Below are 13,152 nucleotides of genomic sequence, written 5' to 3'. Positions count from 1 at the left end.
CGCCAATGGCGGAAAGTGTAGGCATCCACGCCCGACAGGTGTTTTCTTTTCATGCCCTGAATACACTGGCTTCAGCAAGCATTTCAGCAAGGAAGCCAGATGAACGAAACAGGATTGCCCGAACCCTCCGATTCAGGGAAAACCCGCAATTCAGCGGAAGGTGGCCTGGACCGCTACGACATTGCGATCCTGGGGGAGCTGCAGCGCGATGCGCGGCTGTCGAATGCCGAGCTGGCCAGCCGGATCGGCCTGTCGGCCGCGCCCACCTGGCGGCGCGTCAAGTGGCTCGAAGACGAGGGCTACATCACCGGCTACCGCGCCGAGATCGACCGCCGCCGCATCGGCCTGGGCGTGCTGGCCTTCGTGCGCGTGGACGCCGAGCGCAACAACGCCGAGGCGACCCGCGCGCTGGAGGACGGCCTGCGCGCCATGCCCGAGGTCGTGTCCTGCCACTACATCAGCGGCACCGGCACCTTCGAGCTGCAGGTGGTGACCACCGACCTGGACGCCTACTCGCGCTGGGCGCGCGACACGCTGTTCAAGGTGCCCAACGTCAAGGACATGCACACCAGCTTTTCGCTGGGCGAAGTGAAAGCGGGCGCAGCCTGGCCGCTGTCGCACCTCACGCATTCGGGCGGGCGGGCCTGAGGGGTGGGAAAACTGCACGGAATCAGTGAAGATCGGCCCGGATATTCCGAGGCGCATTGACCATTCCGTGAACCGTTCCATCACCCCCGTGGCCGACTGGCTGCTCGGCCCTGCGGGGCCGCAACGCTGGCGCGTGGCCCAGAGCCTGCTGGCGCTGGGCGCGTACGCCGTGCTGGCGCTGGTCCTGGCGTGGCAGTGGCGCCTGGACCTGATCAGCACCCGTGCAGCGCTGCCGCTGGCGCTGGCGGCACTGGGTTGCGGGCTGGGCTTCGTGGCGGTGATGCGCAGCGGGCTGAATCTGGTGCTGCACCGGCGCTTCGGCATCGAGCCGTCGCTGACGCTGGCGCAGTCGGTCGCCGGGTTGTTCGGGGCCGTGTGGGTCTACCTGGTCACCGGACCGACACGGGGAGCGGCGCTGGGCCTGATGGTGCTGGTGGTCGTGTTCGCGATGTTCCGGCTCGGCCCGCGCGAGGCGCTGGGGCTGGCTGCGGCGGCCCTGCTGTTGCTCGGCGCCGCTTCGCGCTGGCTGACGCTGACCGATCCGTTCCACTTTCCGGCCGATGTCGAGGCCCTGAACCTGGCCTACACCACCGTCGTGCTGGCCGGGGTGGCCCTGCTGGCGATGCGGGTGACGCAATTGCGCGAGCAGCACCAGCAGCAGCGGACCGAACTGCAGCAGGCGCTGTCCCGCATCAGCGAACTCGCCACCCGCGACGAGCTGACGGGTCTGCCCAACCGCCGCGCCATCCTCGACCAGCTCGCCACCGAAACCGCCCGTCAGGCCCGCAAGAAGCTGCCGCTGGCGATCGCGCTGATCGACCTGGACCACTTCAAGCGCATCAACGATGCCCACGGCCATGCCGGTGGCGACCAGGTGCTGCGCGGCTTCGCCCACCGGGTCGAGTCCGAGCTGCGCGGCGGCGACGTGATGGCGCGCTGGGGCGGCGAGGAGTTCCTGCTGATGCTGCCGGACACCTCGGTCGAGGCGGCACAGCAGTGCCTGCAGCGGCTGCGCGACCGGCTGCGCGCCTCGCCATTCGACGAGGTGGCGCCGGGGCTGCAGCTCACCTTCTCGGCGGGGGTCACCGGCTGCCTCGGACAAGGGGACATCGACAGCGCGATCGAGCGGGCCGACCAGGCCATGTACCGGGCCAAGGAAGCCGGGCGCGACCGGACCGAGGCGAGCTGAGCGCCGGGCTTTCTCGGGCTGGTGCGGTTCTCGCATGGCTGGCTGGAGGCGCACCGAACCGGTGCGGCCACCGGAACCACCTGCAGGAGACCGCATGAACCGCAACGACGTCACCGAACTGATCATCGAGACCAAGGTCCGCAAGGGCATCACCTGGGCGCAGGTCGCCGAGCGGGTGGGGCTGAGCAAGGAATGGGTCACCGCCGGCTGCCTCGGCCAGATGACCTTCACCGCGGCGCAGGCCGGCGTGGTCGGCGAGGTGTTCGAGCTGCCCGACGAGGCGGTGCGCTGGCTGCAGGTCGTGCCGTACAAGGGCTCGCTGCCCACCTCCGTGCCCACGGACCCGCTGATCTACCGCTTCCACGAACTGGTGAGCGTCTACGGCACGACCTTCAAGGAGCTGATCCACGAGGAGTTCGGCGACGGCATCATGAGCGCGATCGACTTCAAGATGGACCTGCAGCGCGAGCCCGATCCGAAGGGCGACCGGGTCAGCATCACGATGTCGGGCAAGTTCCTGCCGTACAAGACCTACTGAGCCGACGTCACTTCGGCCACAGCACCCACAGCTTCAGCGGCTGCTTGGTGCGTCCGGCGCGTTCCTCGACGCCATCGCCCCAGCCCCAGAAGTAGTCGGCACGCACCGCGCCGAGGATCGCGCTGCCGGTGTCCTGTGCCAGCACGAGGCGCTGCAGCGGGCGGGCGGGCGGCGCGTTCTGGCTCCAGACCTGCGGCTCGGTGCTGGCGAGCCAGACGGGCGTGCCGTAGGGGATGCTGTCCTTGTCCACCGCGATCGAGCGGCCGGGGGTCAGCGGCACGCCCTGGGCCCCGACCGCGCCGATCGCGGGATCGGCCAGCGGCTCCTCGCGGAAGAAGACATAGCGCGTGTTGACCGCCAGCATCTCCTTGACGCGCTGCGGGTTCTGGCGCGCCCACTGGCGGATCGCCGGCCAGCTCGCCTGCTCCAGCGTGAACGCGCCTTGCTCCACCAGCCAGCGGCCGACCGACTGGTAAGGCTGGTCGTTGTGTCCCGCGAACGCCAGCCGCACCATGCGCCGCATGCCGCCCGGCTCGGTGAAGGTGAGCCGGCCGGAGCCCTGGATCTGCACCAGCAGCAGGTCCATCGGATCGGCCAGCCAGGCGATCTCGCGGCCCTTCAGCGCGGCCTGGGCGGCGGGCTGGGTCTCGATCTCGCCGCGGGTGAACCAGGGCTTGCGCAGGCCGTGGTCCGCCGGCAAGCCGTACACCGGCACGGTGTGGCGCTCGGTGCGCACGCGGCTGGCCTCCAGCAGCGGCTCGAAGTAGCCGGTCAGCAGGCCCTCGGGCTTGCCTTCGGCGCTCTCCACCCGCCAGGGCTGCAGCCGCGACTGGAGCAGCTGGCGCACCTGCGCCTCGTTCGGGCCGGGGCCGAGGCGGCGCACTTCGCGACAGAGCGCGTTCCACTCGGATGCGAAGGCGTAGGGGCTGAAACTGACCGTGCCAGTGGCGATGCTGGCGGCCGCCAGGCCGCGGCCGCTGGTGTTGCCGCCGTTGGCGGCGGTGATGGCCTTGTCGCAGCTGCGCTGCAGCGCCGGCCAGGCCATCAGCGTCTGGTCCGCGTCCCAGCCCGGCAGGTCCGACCACTCGCCGCGCACCCAGCGTCCGCGGGGCGTCGTGCGGATCTCGGCATCGACGGCGGCGGGCGGCGGGGTCTGCACCGACGGCGGGATGTCCAGCGGTGGTGGTGCGGGGGCCAGAAGCGGCCTGCCGCCACAGCCGGCCAGCGTGCCTAGAATCGCGGCCACCAGGGCGGCCCCGGCCCGCTGGCGCACGCGGTGCACGAATTCGGGGCGGTTCGAGAGGAACAAGGACATGACGCTGATCATTCTGGAAGCACTGGGGGCCGGGTTGCTGCTGGTCGGAATTGTCTGGTGGACGATGTTCTCGGGCCGCCGCGGTGGCGAGCGGGTCGAGGACGAACCGGAAGACCGCTGACTGTAGCGGCAGCCCTGCGTCCGCCGGGGACCACGGCCTCAGGCCGGACGCAGGAAACTGCCCGGCGCCGAACGTGCGCGCCGGCGCAGCGCCGCATAGAGCCGCCCGCGGTCACGCACCTTCAGCCCCCGCGAGCGCAGCGCCAGCCGGAAGGCCAGCGTGAAGCTCACCAGCACGTTGAGCGCGCCCGTCAGCGGGATCGCCGCCACGCACCACCAGAAGGCCGGATCGTGCAGCACCGGCACCCCCAGCGTGCCCAGCGCGGCCGCGATCTGGCCCGCCGACAGTGTGACGTGGCGCACCTCGATCGGAAGCCCGAAGAAGGCGGCCAGTGTCGGTACCAGTCCGAGCATCATCCCCAGCGAGCAGTTGGCGGCCAGCCCCGAGATGTTCTCGCGCCACCAGCCCGACCAGCGCTGCGCCCGCGCGCGGCCCAGCCAGCGCACGATGCGCGGGTTGTGCGCGATGGCGCTGTCCAGGCGGTGGAAGACGAACCAGTTCTCCCACCAGCCCGCGATCAGGCTCGACAGGAACAGCAGCACGCCGGTGAACGCCGCGTAGAGCAGGGTCGGCCCGAGCAGCGTGAGCTTGTCCAGCACGTGGTGGGCGGTGTGGGCATCGATCAGCGGCGCACCCTGCAGCGCCCAGGCGGCGAGCTGCATCAGCACCACCACCGGCGCCACCACCAGCACATTGCCCAGGATGCCGGCGATCTGCGTGCGGATCAGGTGGGTGACCTCGTCGACGAAGTCCTCGGTGGCCGCGTCGCTGTCCACCACGCCTTCGAGCTTGGCGGCCATGGCGGGGGCCGTCATCGCTGGCTGCTTGGTCGCCACGGTCCAGTGCAGCAGGTGGATCAGCACGAAGCTGGCCGCGTAGTTGGTGCCGGTCCAGAAGCCGGCCCAGAACGCCGAGAGCGTGACCGCGCCGATGAAGAATTTCAGGAACGTCGTGCCCGCGATCACCAGTCCGCCGCCGCAGGCGCGGCGCAGCATGTCGACGTACTCGTCCCGCGTGCGGGTGATGTAGTGCTCGCCGGTGGCGGCGCTGCGCTCGGCGACCTTGCGGGCCAGCATGGCGTAGTGGTGCGAGAACAGTGCGCCGACGCTGCGCCGCGTCTGCACGCTGCGCGCAAAGGCCACCGTGAGCAGCTGCCACTCGCGCGCCGGCTCGGCGGCGGCCAGGCAGTTCAGCAGGGCCTCGATGCGGGTGATGCGCTCGTGGAGCTGCTCGATCTGGAACACCACGTCCACCGACACGCCCCAGGCGTCGAGGTGTTCGCGCACGCTGGCGGCGGCCGTCCGGCAGGTGTCGAGCAGCACGCGCAGGTAATTGATCTGCTGCTGCTGTTCGTGTGGATCAGCCGCATCGGAGAGCAGCGCCGCGGCCTGGGCCAGCTGGTGGAAGGGCCGGTCGGCCAGCAGCGTGGGATCGATGCGCGGCCGGATCGACGCCGACAGCCCGACCGCCCGCACCTGGCTGGCCAGCATCTGCACCGAGTCGATCAGCGCCTGGTGCCAGTGTCCGCGCACGTGGTCGTCGACCAGCAGCCGCTCGATGCGGGCCAGCGTCGGCGCGTCGATGGCGCCGAGCCAGTCGGCGTCGCGCGGGTCGTGGAAGACCATCTGGAAGAGCTGGCCGAGGTCGCCGGTGTCGGGCGTGCCGGGCAGGGTGAGCAGGCGCAGCCGGTCGATCAGCTCGGCACCGAAGCCCGAGCGCGGCGAGAACCCGAAATCCGCCAGCAGCGTGCCGGCGTCGGCGGTGGCGAAGACCGAGCGCAGCAGCACGCGGCAGCGCCTGGCCAGCAGGGGGTCGGCGTCCAGCAGGTCGAGCAGGTGGCCCAGCCGTGCCAGCGGCGTGGCCGTGTCGCCGGCCGCGGTGTCGGCGGGGCGCAGGGCGTCGACCAGCGCGATCAGCCAGAGGTGGCGATCGGCGCGCGGGGCGCCGGGGTCGGCGGTGTCGAGCAGGGTGGGCAGATCGGCGGCCGGGCGTGCGGCCCAGACCGTGCGGAGGCGGTGCAGCAGCCCCGTCAATGCAGTGCGTGAGCTTGCGACAGCTCGAAGGCGGGGACGGGGGTGTCGAAGGGCTGCGCGTCTTCGGTCATGCAGAAGAAGGTGCCGCGCATCTGGCCGCGCGGCGTGGCGAGCCGGGTCCAGCTCGTGTACTCGAAACGCTCGCCCGGCTTGAGCACCGGCTGGTGGCCGACGACGCCCAGTCCGCGCACTTCCTCGGTGTGGCCGGCGACGTCGGTGATGACCCAGTGGCGCCCGATCAGCTGCGCCACGGTGTCGCCGGTGTTGACCACCGTGATGGTGTACGAGAAGGCGTAGATCCCTTTCGACGCGTCGGAGTGTTCAGCCAGATAGGCGGGAAGGACGGTGCAGGTGAACTGGGGGTGCGGCATGGGCGGATGATAGACGCAAGGTTTCCGGCGCGTGTCACGGTTGGTGCGTGACGCGCCAGACCACATTGCCCACGTCATCGGCGACGAGCAGCGCGCCGCTGGCGTCCTGCGCCACGCCGACCGGCCGGCCGCGGGCCCGCCCGGTCTCGTCCAGGAATCCGTCGAGCACGGTGCGGGGCCAGCCGCCGGGCCGGCCGCCGACGAAGGGCACGTGGACCACCTGGTAGCCCGAGGGCGGCTGGCGGTTCCACGAGCCGTGCTGCCCGACGACCATGCCGGTGCCGAGCACGGCCTGCAGCGGTCCCTGGTCGAGCCACGCCAGGCCGAGCGAGGCGGTGTGCGGGCCGAGCGCGTAGTCGGGGCGGCGCGCGCGGGCGACGGCGGCCGGGTTGGGTGGCTGGACACGGGTGTCGACGTGGTCGCCGTAGTAGCTCCAGGGCCAGCCGTAGAAGGCGCCGGGCTCGACCGCGGTGAGGTAGTCGGGCACGAGGTCACTGCCGAGTTCGTCGCGCTCGTTGACCACGGTCCACAGCCGGGGCGCCGGACCGGGTGTCCAGGCCAGGCCGACCGGGTTGCGCAGGCCGCTGGCGAAGATCCGCGATGCGCCGCCGGGCAGGTCGATCTCGTGGACCGCGGCCCGTCCGGCTTCTTCGGCCAGGCCGTGTTCGGCGACGTTGCTGTTCGAGCCGACGCCGACGTAGAGGTGGCGGCCGTCGGGGCTGGCGATCAGGCTCTTGGTCCAGTGGTGGTTGCGCGGGCCGCCGGGCAGGCCGACCAGCCGGGTCGGCGCCTCGCTGGCCTGCACGTCACCGTCGCGGTAGGGCACCGACACCACGGCGTCGGCATTGGCCACGTACAGCCGGCCATCGACCAGCGCCATGCCGAACGGCGAGTGCAGCCCGGCGAGGAAGACATGCCGCGTTTCGGCCTGACCGTCGCCATCGGCGTCCCGCAGCAGCAGCAGGCGGTCGGCACTGGGGGAGCGGGCGCCGGCGCGGCCCATCAGGTAGCGGGTCGCCCAGGCGCGCAGCCCGGTGGCGGGCGGACGGGCGGGGGCGTTGGTCTCGGCGACGAGGATGTCGCCATTGGGCAGGCGGTAGAGCCAGCGCGGGTGGTCGAGCCCTTCGGCGAAGGCCTGCACCGCCAGACCGGGCGCGGGCGTCGGTTTCTGGCCGGCCGGCCAGCCGGCGGCCGGGGCGATCACCGCCGTCGGCAGCAGCGTGCGCACCGGAGGCGGCAGCACGGGATCCGGGCCGGTGCCGTCGCGCACGGTGAGGCGCGCGGTTTCACCGCAGGCGGTCAGGCCGGCGAGCGCCAGCACCGCGAGGCCCAGGGCCATCGGCAGGCGGACAGTGGGGCTGGTGCATCGTGACATGGGCATGGCGACCTTCAGACCGGGCTGGCGCGCAGCTGTGTGTTCAGGGTGTCGATCAGGACGGACCAGTCGCCGTCCTCCTGCAGCTTCTCACGGATCAGCGCACTCTGCGAGGGCGACCAGAACGGCGCGTCGAACAGCCGGGTTTCCAGCGGCAGCGGCCGGTGCTGCGCGATGAAGGCGCGGATGGCGGCGGGATCGTCGTCCAGGCCCAGCTGGGCGAAGAGTTCCTTCATCGAATGGAAGAGGGTGTCCATGGTGCGGTCTCCTGGGGTGCGAACAAGATCATGCGGCGCATGCCGTTTCTGCCGTCGCCTGGCGCTCCCGGATCCCTGCCGGTGAAGCGGTCATCGATGGAGGCGTTGCGTCGCGTCGCGGGTCAGCCCTTGATCAGCAGCTGGTTATCGACACTGCGCACGCCCTTGACGGCCATGGCCAGCGCCGTGGCCCGCTCGCGTGCCACCGTGCTGGGCGCGGTGCCCCGCAGGGTCACGGCGCCTGCGGCGGTGTCGACGTTGATGGACAGGGCGCTCAGCGTCGGGTCCTTGGTCAGCTCGGCGTTCACGGCCGTGGTGATGGCCGCATCCTCGACCGTCGCGACCACCTGGTTGGCCGCGCTGGTGGTCTTGTCGGCGGCCTTGTCGAGCGCTTCCCCGGAGCGCACCTTCAGATCGGCCGACTCCTGGCGCAGCTTCTCGGCGGCGTCGTCGGTCTTCTGTTCCACGGCGTTCACCGTGGCATCGACCTTCTGGCCGACGGTGCGGTCGTCCTGCTTGCCGCAGGCGGCCAGCAGCACCAGGGACGATGCGGCGGTCAGCACGGCCCAGCGCAGACGGGAAGACGAGGCGGTGGTGGATGCGGCGGTGGAGGTGCGGGTGGCGTTCATGGGAAGTCCTTTCAGCGGTTGGCAGTGCATGGCCTCAGCGTAGGCGCCGAATGGCCCGCGCACCATCGGCCAGCGTGCCGCCGCCGTGTCGGCGTCGTCCGACAGCGGCCCCGCGTGCAGTTCAGCGCTGCCGGGTCGCCCCCAGCGCCACCGGCCCCACCTGCCCGCGCATCAGCCGGGTGCAGCCGGCGACCGCGGGTGCACCGCTGTCGCCCCCCGTGTCCAGCAGCGGCAGCAGCCCGGCCAGCGGCGTGACCAGCGCCAGCAGCGCCGCCGGCCCGAGCCGGCCGAGCAGTGCACCGCGTTCGAGTTGCACCCGGGGTGCGGCAAACGTGCCCTCCACCCGCAGCGGCGAGCGCAGGCTCAGCGGGCTGAAATCCTTCGGATGCACCCGCGCCGTCAGCGCCAGCGTTTCGCTGGCGAACGAGGCCTGGCCTTCCACCCAGAGCGTGGAGTCGCGGGTATCCACCATCAGGATGGTCGGGGTCAGCCGTCCGTCGTGGATCCGGAGATCGGCCGCGCCGCAGGTGACCGGGAGCACATCGTCGCCGACCAGCAGCACCCCGAGCCCCTGCGCCAGGTCCAGTCCGGCCGCTTCGACCAGCAGGTGCGAGATGGCGCCCCGCGTCCACAGCAGCACCGCGCGCCCGTTGGCCGTGGCCAGCAGTTCGGCCGTGGAGCGTCCGCGGCCAGCCACCTGCAGGGTCATGCCGAGCTGGCCGCTGGCATAGGGCGGCTGGCCCGGCCGGTTCACGGCGCGGACCCAGTGTTCGAGCCGCAGGCCGTGCACCCGCAGGGTGGTGTCCCAGCGGGCGGGGGTCTGCCGGCCGTCGAGCTGGAGGCGGCCGGTCACCCGGCCATCGGCCAGGCGGGCGGTCAGGGCGTCCAGCACCAGCACGCCGGCGTCCAGCCGCAGCCGGGTGTCGAGTGCCTGCACGGCCTGCAGCGCCGGGGTGCCGAGGTCCAGCCGCGCCACGGACAGCTGCACGTCGGCATCCATCGCCCGCAGCGCGGCCAGGTCGAAGGGGCGGTCTGGCAGGGTGCGGTGGCGGCGTCCGGCCGGGGCGGGGGTGCCGGCGGGGGCTGCGCCGATCGCAGGCGCCAGATCGCGCAACTGGAACAGCGGGCTGACGAGCGACCCGGTCACCCGGCCCCGCCCGCCGACGGTGTCGTGGTGCACCTGCCCGTGGACGCTGCTGCGGCCCACGGTGGCGAGCACGATGTCCAGATCCCAGCGGTTCGCGTGGTGCGCCACGCTGCCGGCCGCGGCAAAGGGATGGCTGGCCGGCAGCGTCAGGTCGAGCGCCCGTCCGACCGGCGCCAGCGACAGCCCGCCGACGCCGAAGGTGCCGCGCAGGCCCTCCAGCGTCGACAGGCTCCCGGCCCGCCCGTCGAAGGCCAGCGCGGCCTGACCGACCTGCAGATTGAACGTCAGCCCGGTCTCCACGGGATCCGGCCCGGACACCCAGGGCAGCGGGCCCTGGGTGCGCAGCGCCGCGGTGATGGCCTCCTGGCGCAAGCGGCCGGTGGCGCTGGCCTGGATGCCCGGACCAGCTGCTCCTTGCGCCAGCGAGAAGTCCAGCGCCAGCGTGAGCTGCCGGGCGTCGTCCTGCAATTGCGCGGTGCCGTTCTGCACGGCCAGCGTGCGTACCTGCACCGGCGGCGGCGGCACGTCCGTGTCGGGTGCGCCCTGGCCGGTCTGCCAGGTGGCGCGGCCGTCCTGGTCGCGCAGCAGGTCCAGCGCCAGACGATCGGCCTGCAGGCGCTGCACGACCAGCGCGCCGCCGCGCCAGCCGGTCAGCAGATCGCGGTAGCGCAGGTCGAGCTGCACCGTCTGCGCGTCCAGCGTGGGCGGGCGGCTGGCGGCCCAGGCGGGTGGCGCCACCTGCAGCCGGTCGGCCTGGAGCCGCACCCCGCCGAGCAGATGGAGCTGCAGCCGGTCTGACCCGTCCGCGCCGAACTGCACCGTGCGCCCGAGCCGGTCGCTCAGGACCCGCGCCAGGGGTTGCGCCAGCCAGGGCCAGCCCGCCCGCTCGCCCCAGGCGAAGCCGATGCAGAGCAGCGCGAGCAGACCCAGCCCGCCGAGCAGGGGACGGCCCGGGCGCCAGCGCGGGGTCATGCCCGCACCGCCGCCGTGCCGCGGTGGGAGCCGAGCGCATGGGCATAGACCCAGGTGAACTCCGCCCCCAGCAGAAAGATCTGCGCCGAGTAGTAGACCCACAGCAGCAGCACCACCAGCGAGCCGGCCGCGCCATAACCCGCCGCGGCGCCGCTGGTGGCGATCAGCAGGCCGATGCCGTGGCGGCCCGCGGTGAGCAGGCCCGCGGTCACCAGCGCGCCGATCCAGACGTCGGTCCAGGCGATGCGGGCGCGCGGCATGATCTTGTAGATCATCGCGAACAGCAGGGTCATCAGCGTGAAGCTGGCGGCCTGTCCCGCCACGCCGGCAAAGGCCTCGCCCAGACCCGGTGCCCACCAGTGCTGCACGACCGCCAGCACGGTGTTGAACAGCAGCGACACGACCAGCAGGAAACCCACCCCCAGGATCAGCCCGAAGGACAGCACCCGTGCGCGCAGCAGGCTCCACAGGCCGCTGGCCGGCCGTGCGGGGGCGCGCCAGATGTGGTCGAGCGTGTCCTGCAGTTCGGCGAACACGGTGGTGGCACCCACCAGCATCAGGCCGAGGCCGAACAGCGTGGCCACCAGGCCGTCGGTCGGGCGGTTCACGCTGGCCAGCAGCGCCTGCAGCGAGACCGCGCCGGCCTCGCCGATGAGGCCACGCATCTGGGCCTCGATCTCGCCGCGGGCGGCTTCCGGTCCGAACACCAGCCCGGCCACCGAGATGACGATGAGCAACAGCGGTGCCAGCGAGAACAGCGTGTAGTAGGCCAGCGCCGCGCCCATGCTGGCCGCGCGGTCGTCGATCCAGGCCTTGACCGCGCGGCGCCCGAGCAGGATCCAGCACGACCACCCGCTGGCGGGGAGCGCCGCGGGATCAGTCGTGGCGGGTGCAAGGGACGGCAGGGCGTGCGACATGGGCAACTCGTGGCAGGGATTCCGGGTGCCACCAGGCGCGGTGCTCCCTGTGTCCATCCTGGGGGGCGCCACCGCCGGGCTGCGTCAGCCCCGGCTTCGCCTTGCTGTAGGACAAGGGCGCAATGTCCCGAGGCGGCGAGGGCCTGCTGCGGTGCGTCCTATACTGATTTCCGATCCGATTCCATCCCGAATCGACCCCGATCCGACAGGCCCGACCATGACCGACCTCACCCTCCCCATCACCGGCATGACCTGCGGCGGCTGCGTGCGCAGCGTCACCGCCGTGCTGCAGGCGCTGCCCGGCGTCGAATCCGTCAACGTGACGCTGACGCCCGGCCAGGCGCAGGTGCGCTACGACGATGCGCAGGTCTCGTCCGTCCAGCTCGCCGCCGCCGTCGAGGACGCGGGCTTCGAGGTGACCGCCTGACATGTCCGCCTCCCCGACCGCTCCCTACTTCGAGATCAACGGCTACCAGGCCCGCGCGCAGATCGGCTGTGCGCCGGACGAGCATGGCGTGGCGCAGGGCGTGGTGATCGACCTGCGCGTGCACCTGTTCTTCAACCCTGCGCTCTACCTCGACCGCTACGCCATGCCCTACGACTACATGGCCGCGGTGGACGCCATCGCCACCACGCTGGCCGAGGGGCACCACATCCTGCAGGAGTCGCTGGCGCTGAAGATCGGCCGCCGCGTGCTGGCCAGCGAGCATGTCGAGCGCGTGGACGTGCGCGTGCGCAAGACCGAGCGCTACGACGGCGTCGAGAGCATCGGCTTCTTCACGCCGGTCGACCGCGACCTGCTGATGAAGGTGGACGCCACCGCGCGGGCGCTGGCGTGAGCGCCGGGCCGCTGCGCATCGCCCTCGTCACCGGCGGGCATTCGCGCGTCGGCCGGGCGATCTCCGAGGCGCTGGCCGCCCGCGGCTGGCGCGTGCTGCTGCACGCCTTCCGCGGCACCGCCCGTGCCGAGGCCCTCGACCAGCAGCTCAACCCGCCGCCGCACGGCCCGATGGGCGTCTGGCAAGCCGATTTCTCCGACACGGCGGCCACGCTCGCCTCGTTCGAGACGCTGCTGGCGACGCTGCCCGCCGAGGCCGAGCTGGCGCTGGTCCACAACGCCAGCGCCTTCGAGAACGACGACCGCGACTCGGTGACGCTGGAGCGCTTCCGGATGCACCACGCGGTGCACTACGAGGTGCCCGTGCTGCTGACGCTGGCGGCCGCACAACGCTTTCCCTGCGGGCAGGCGCTGATGGTGCTCGACCAGAACGTCGCCAACCTGCACGACCAGTTCCTGAGCTACTGCCTGTCCAAGGGCGCGATGCACGCGGCGCTGCCACGGCTGGCGCTGTCGCTGGCGCCGTTCCGTGTCAACGCGGTGGCGCCGGGGCCGACCTTGCCGCTGCCGGACGCCGATCTGGCCGCCTTCGACGCCGCCGCGCGGGCGACACCGCTGCAGGGTGCCGTGGCGCCCGAGGACGTGGCGGACGCCGTGGCGTGGCTGCTGGACGCGCGGCGTGTCACGGCGCAGACGGTCTTCGTCGATGCCGGTCAGCATCTGAAGCAGTGGCGCGAACCCGCCGCGCCGGGCGCCTGAAACTGCCCCTGCAGCCACGCTGTAACCCGCCTGTTCCCTAGAA

At 72.0% G+C, this 13,152-nt stretch carries 15 protein-coding genes; 7 read left to right on the top strand and 8 right to left on the bottom strand.

The features are described 5' to 3' along the window. Positions 1 to 99: 99 nt before the first annotated feature. The 3 genes from BDD16_RS07115 (at position 100) to cynS (ending at position 2,375) form a co-directional block, all read left to right on the top strand. A complete protein-coding gene (locus BDD16_RS07115; protein WP_179633302.1) occupies positions 100 to 648 on the top strand; it encodes an Lrp/AsnC family transcriptional regulator in 549 nt (182 codons plus the stop codon). A 67-nt stretch (positions 649 to 715) separates the two neighbouring features. Then, positions 716 to 1,837 carry a GGDEF domain-containing protein gene (locus tag BDD16_RS23280; protein WP_179633301.1) on the top strand — a complete coding sequence of 374 codons (1,122 nt, stop codon included), beginning with the start codon at positions 716 to 718 and terminating at the stop codon, positions 1,835 to 1,837. A gap of 94 nt (positions 1,838 to 1,931) precedes the next feature. Beyond that, positions 1,932 to 2,375 carry a cyanase gene (gene cynS / locus BDD16_RS07105; RefSeq protein ID WP_179633300.1) on the top strand — a complete coding sequence of 148 codons (444 nt, stop codon included), beginning with the start codon at positions 1,932 to 1,934 and terminating at the stop codon, positions 2,373 to 2,375. 7 nt (positions 2,376 to 2,382) lie between these two features. Here cynS and mltA read toward each other — a convergent pair whose 3' ends face one another. Then, positions 2,383 to 3,690, bottom strand: a complete 1,308-nt coding sequence (mltA, locus tag BDD16_RS07100) for a murein transglycosylase A (RefSeq protein ID WP_179633299.1) — start codon at positions 3,688 to 3,690, stop codon at positions 2,383 to 2,385. Between mltA and BDD16_RS23190 the strand changes: the two genes are divergently transcribed. Then, the gene (locus BDD16_RS23190; RefSeq protein ID WP_257645009.1) at positions 3,689 to 3,811 is read left to right on the top strand and encodes a hypothetical protein; all 123 of its coding nucleotides are present in this window, start codon (positions 3,689 to 3,691) and stop codon (positions 3,809 to 3,811) included. The genes mltA and BDD16_RS23190 overlap by 2 nt on opposite strands. Positions 3,812 to 3,849: 38 nt before the next feature. On the opposite strand, the gene BDD16_RS07095 is transcribed toward BDD16_RS23190, so the two are convergent. The 7 genes from BDD16_RS07095 to BDD16_RS07065 all read right to left on the bottom strand — a co-directional run bounded on the left by BDD16_RS07095 (position 3,850) and on the right by BDD16_RS07065 (position 11,512). Continuing rightward, positions 3,850 to 5,844 (bottom strand): site-specific recombinase, encoded by a 1,995-nt coding sequence (locus tag BDD16_RS07095; protein WP_246332484.1) that lies wholly within the window; start codon positions 5,842 to 5,844, stop codon positions 3,850 to 3,852. Beyond that, positions 5,841 to 6,215, bottom strand: a complete 375-nt coding sequence (gene apaG, locus BDD16_RS07090; RefSeq protein ID WP_179633298.1) for a Co2+/Mg2+ efflux protein ApaG — start codon at positions 6,213 to 6,215, stop codon at positions 5,841 to 5,843. The genes BDD16_RS07095 and apaG overlap by 4 nt, the downstream gene beginning before the upstream one ends. Positions 6,216 to 6,249: 34 nt before the next feature. After that, positions 6,250 to 7,596 (bottom strand): PQQ-dependent sugar dehydrogenase, encoded by a 1,347-nt coding sequence (locus BDD16_RS07085; RefSeq protein WP_218897724.1) that lies wholly within the window; start codon positions 7,594 to 7,596, stop codon positions 6,250 to 6,252. Between the two features lie 8 nt (positions 7,597 to 7,604). Then, the gene (locus BDD16_RS07080; protein ID WP_179633297.1) at positions 7,605 to 7,847 is read right to left on the bottom strand and encodes a DUF2789 domain-containing protein; all 243 of its coding nucleotides are present in this window, start codon (positions 7,845 to 7,847) and stop codon (positions 7,605 to 7,607) included. 122 nt (positions 7,848 to 7,969) lie between these two features. After that, a complete protein-coding gene (locus BDD16_RS07075) occupies positions 7,970 to 8,476 on the bottom strand; it encodes a BON domain-containing protein (RefSeq protein WP_179633296.1) in 507 nt (168 codons plus the stop codon). A gap of 121 nt (positions 8,477 to 8,597) precedes the next feature. Continuing rightward, positions 8,598 to 10,595 (bottom strand): AsmA family protein, encoded by a 1,998-nt coding sequence (locus BDD16_RS07070; RefSeq protein WP_179633295.1) that lies wholly within the window; start codon positions 10,593 to 10,595, stop codon positions 8,598 to 8,600. After that, a complete protein-coding gene (locus tag BDD16_RS07065; RefSeq protein WP_179633294.1) occupies positions 10,592 to 11,512 on the bottom strand; it encodes a YihY/virulence factor BrkB family protein in 921 nt (306 codons plus the stop codon). The genes BDD16_RS07070 and BDD16_RS07065 overlap by 4 nt, the downstream gene beginning before the upstream one ends. A 217-nt stretch (positions 11,513 to 11,729) precedes the next feature. Here BDD16_RS07065 and BDD16_RS07060 point away from each other — a divergent pair, with 217 nt between their 5' ends. The 3 genes from BDD16_RS07060 to BDD16_RS07050 are packed head-to-tail and all read left to right on the top strand — an operon-like array spanning position 11,730 to position 13,109. Continuing rightward, positions 11,730 to 11,939 carry a heavy-metal-associated domain-containing protein gene (locus BDD16_RS07060; RefSeq protein WP_179633293.1) on the top strand — a complete coding sequence of 70 codons (210 nt, stop codon included), beginning with the start codon at positions 11,730 to 11,732 and terminating at the stop codon, positions 11,937 to 11,939. Position 11,940: 1 nt separating this feature from the next. Next, complete coding sequence (locus tag BDD16_RS07055) at positions 11,941 to 12,351, top strand: dihydroneopterin aldolase (RefSeq protein WP_179633292.1); 411 nt, start codon at positions 11,941 to 11,943, stop codon at positions 12,349 to 12,351. Next, positions 12,348 to 13,109 carry an SDR family oxidoreductase gene (locus BDD16_RS07050; RefSeq protein WP_179633291.1) on the top strand — a complete coding sequence of 254 codons (762 nt, stop codon included), beginning with the start codon at positions 12,348 to 12,350 and terminating at the stop codon, positions 13,107 to 13,109. The genes BDD16_RS07055 and BDD16_RS07050 overlap by 4 nt, the downstream gene beginning before the upstream one ends. Positions 13,110 to 13,152: the final 43 nt, after the last annotated feature.

Origin of the sequence: Sphaerotilus montanus (genome assembly GCF_013410775.1) — a bacterium.
In the GTDB taxonomy this organism is placed as follows: domain Bacteria; phylum Pseudomonadota; class Gammaproteobacteria; order Burkholderiales; family Burkholderiaceae_C; genus Sphaerotilus; species Sphaerotilus montanus.
This window is presented reverse-complemented; position numbering and strand designations above follow the sequence as displayed.

What these genes read in the sequence shown, in the direction of transcription:
- BDD16_RS07115 (WP_179633302.1), top strand. Translation starts at nt 100, where the DNA reads ATGAACGAAACAGGATTGCCCGAACCCTCCGATTCAGGGAAAACCCGC.
- cynS (WP_179633300.1), top strand. Translation starts at nt 1,932, where the DNA reads ATGAACCGCAACGACGTCACCGAACTGATCATCGAGACCAAGGTCCGC.
- BDD16_RS23190 (WP_257645009.1), top strand. Translation starts at nt 3,689, where the DNA reads ATGACGCTGATCATTCTGGAAGCACTGGGGGCCGGGTTGCTGCTGGTC.
- mltA (WP_179633299.1), bottom strand. Translation starts at nt 3,690, where the DNA reads ATGTCCTTGTTCCTCTCGAACCGCCCCGAATTCGTGCACCGCGTGCGC.
- apaG (WP_179633298.1), bottom strand. Translation starts at nt 6,215, where the DNA reads ATGCCGCACCCCCAGTTCACCTGCACCGTCCTTCCCGCCTATCTGGCT.
- BDD16_RS07085 (WP_218897724.1), bottom strand. Translation starts at nt 7,596, where the DNA reads ATGCCCATGTCACGATGCACCAGCCCCACTGTCCGCCTGCCGATGGCC.
- BDD16_RS07080 (WP_179633297.1), bottom strand. Translation starts at nt 7,847, where the DNA reads ATGGACACCCTCTTCCATTCGATGAAGGAACTCTTCGCCCAGCTGGGC.
- BDD16_RS07075 (WP_179633296.1), bottom strand. Translation starts at nt 8,476, where the DNA reads ATGAACGCCACCCGCACCTCCACCGCCGCATCCACCACCGCCTCGTCT.
- BDD16_RS07070 (WP_179633295.1), bottom strand. Translation starts at nt 10,595, where the DNA reads ATGACCCCGCGCTGGCGCCCGGGCCGTCCCCTGCTCGGCGGGCTGGGT.
- BDD16_RS07065 (WP_179633294.1), bottom strand. Translation starts at nt 11,512, where the DNA reads ATGTCGCACGCCCTGCCGTCCCTTGCACCCGCCACGACTGATCCCGCG.
- BDD16_RS07060 (WP_179633293.1), top strand. Translation starts at nt 11,730, where the DNA reads ATGACCGACCTCACCCTCCCCATCACCGGCATGACCTGCGGCGGCTGC.
- BDD16_RS07055 (WP_179633292.1), top strand. Translation starts at nt 11,941, where the DNA reads ATGTCCGCCTCCCCGACCGCTCCCTACTTCGAGATCAACGGCTACCAG.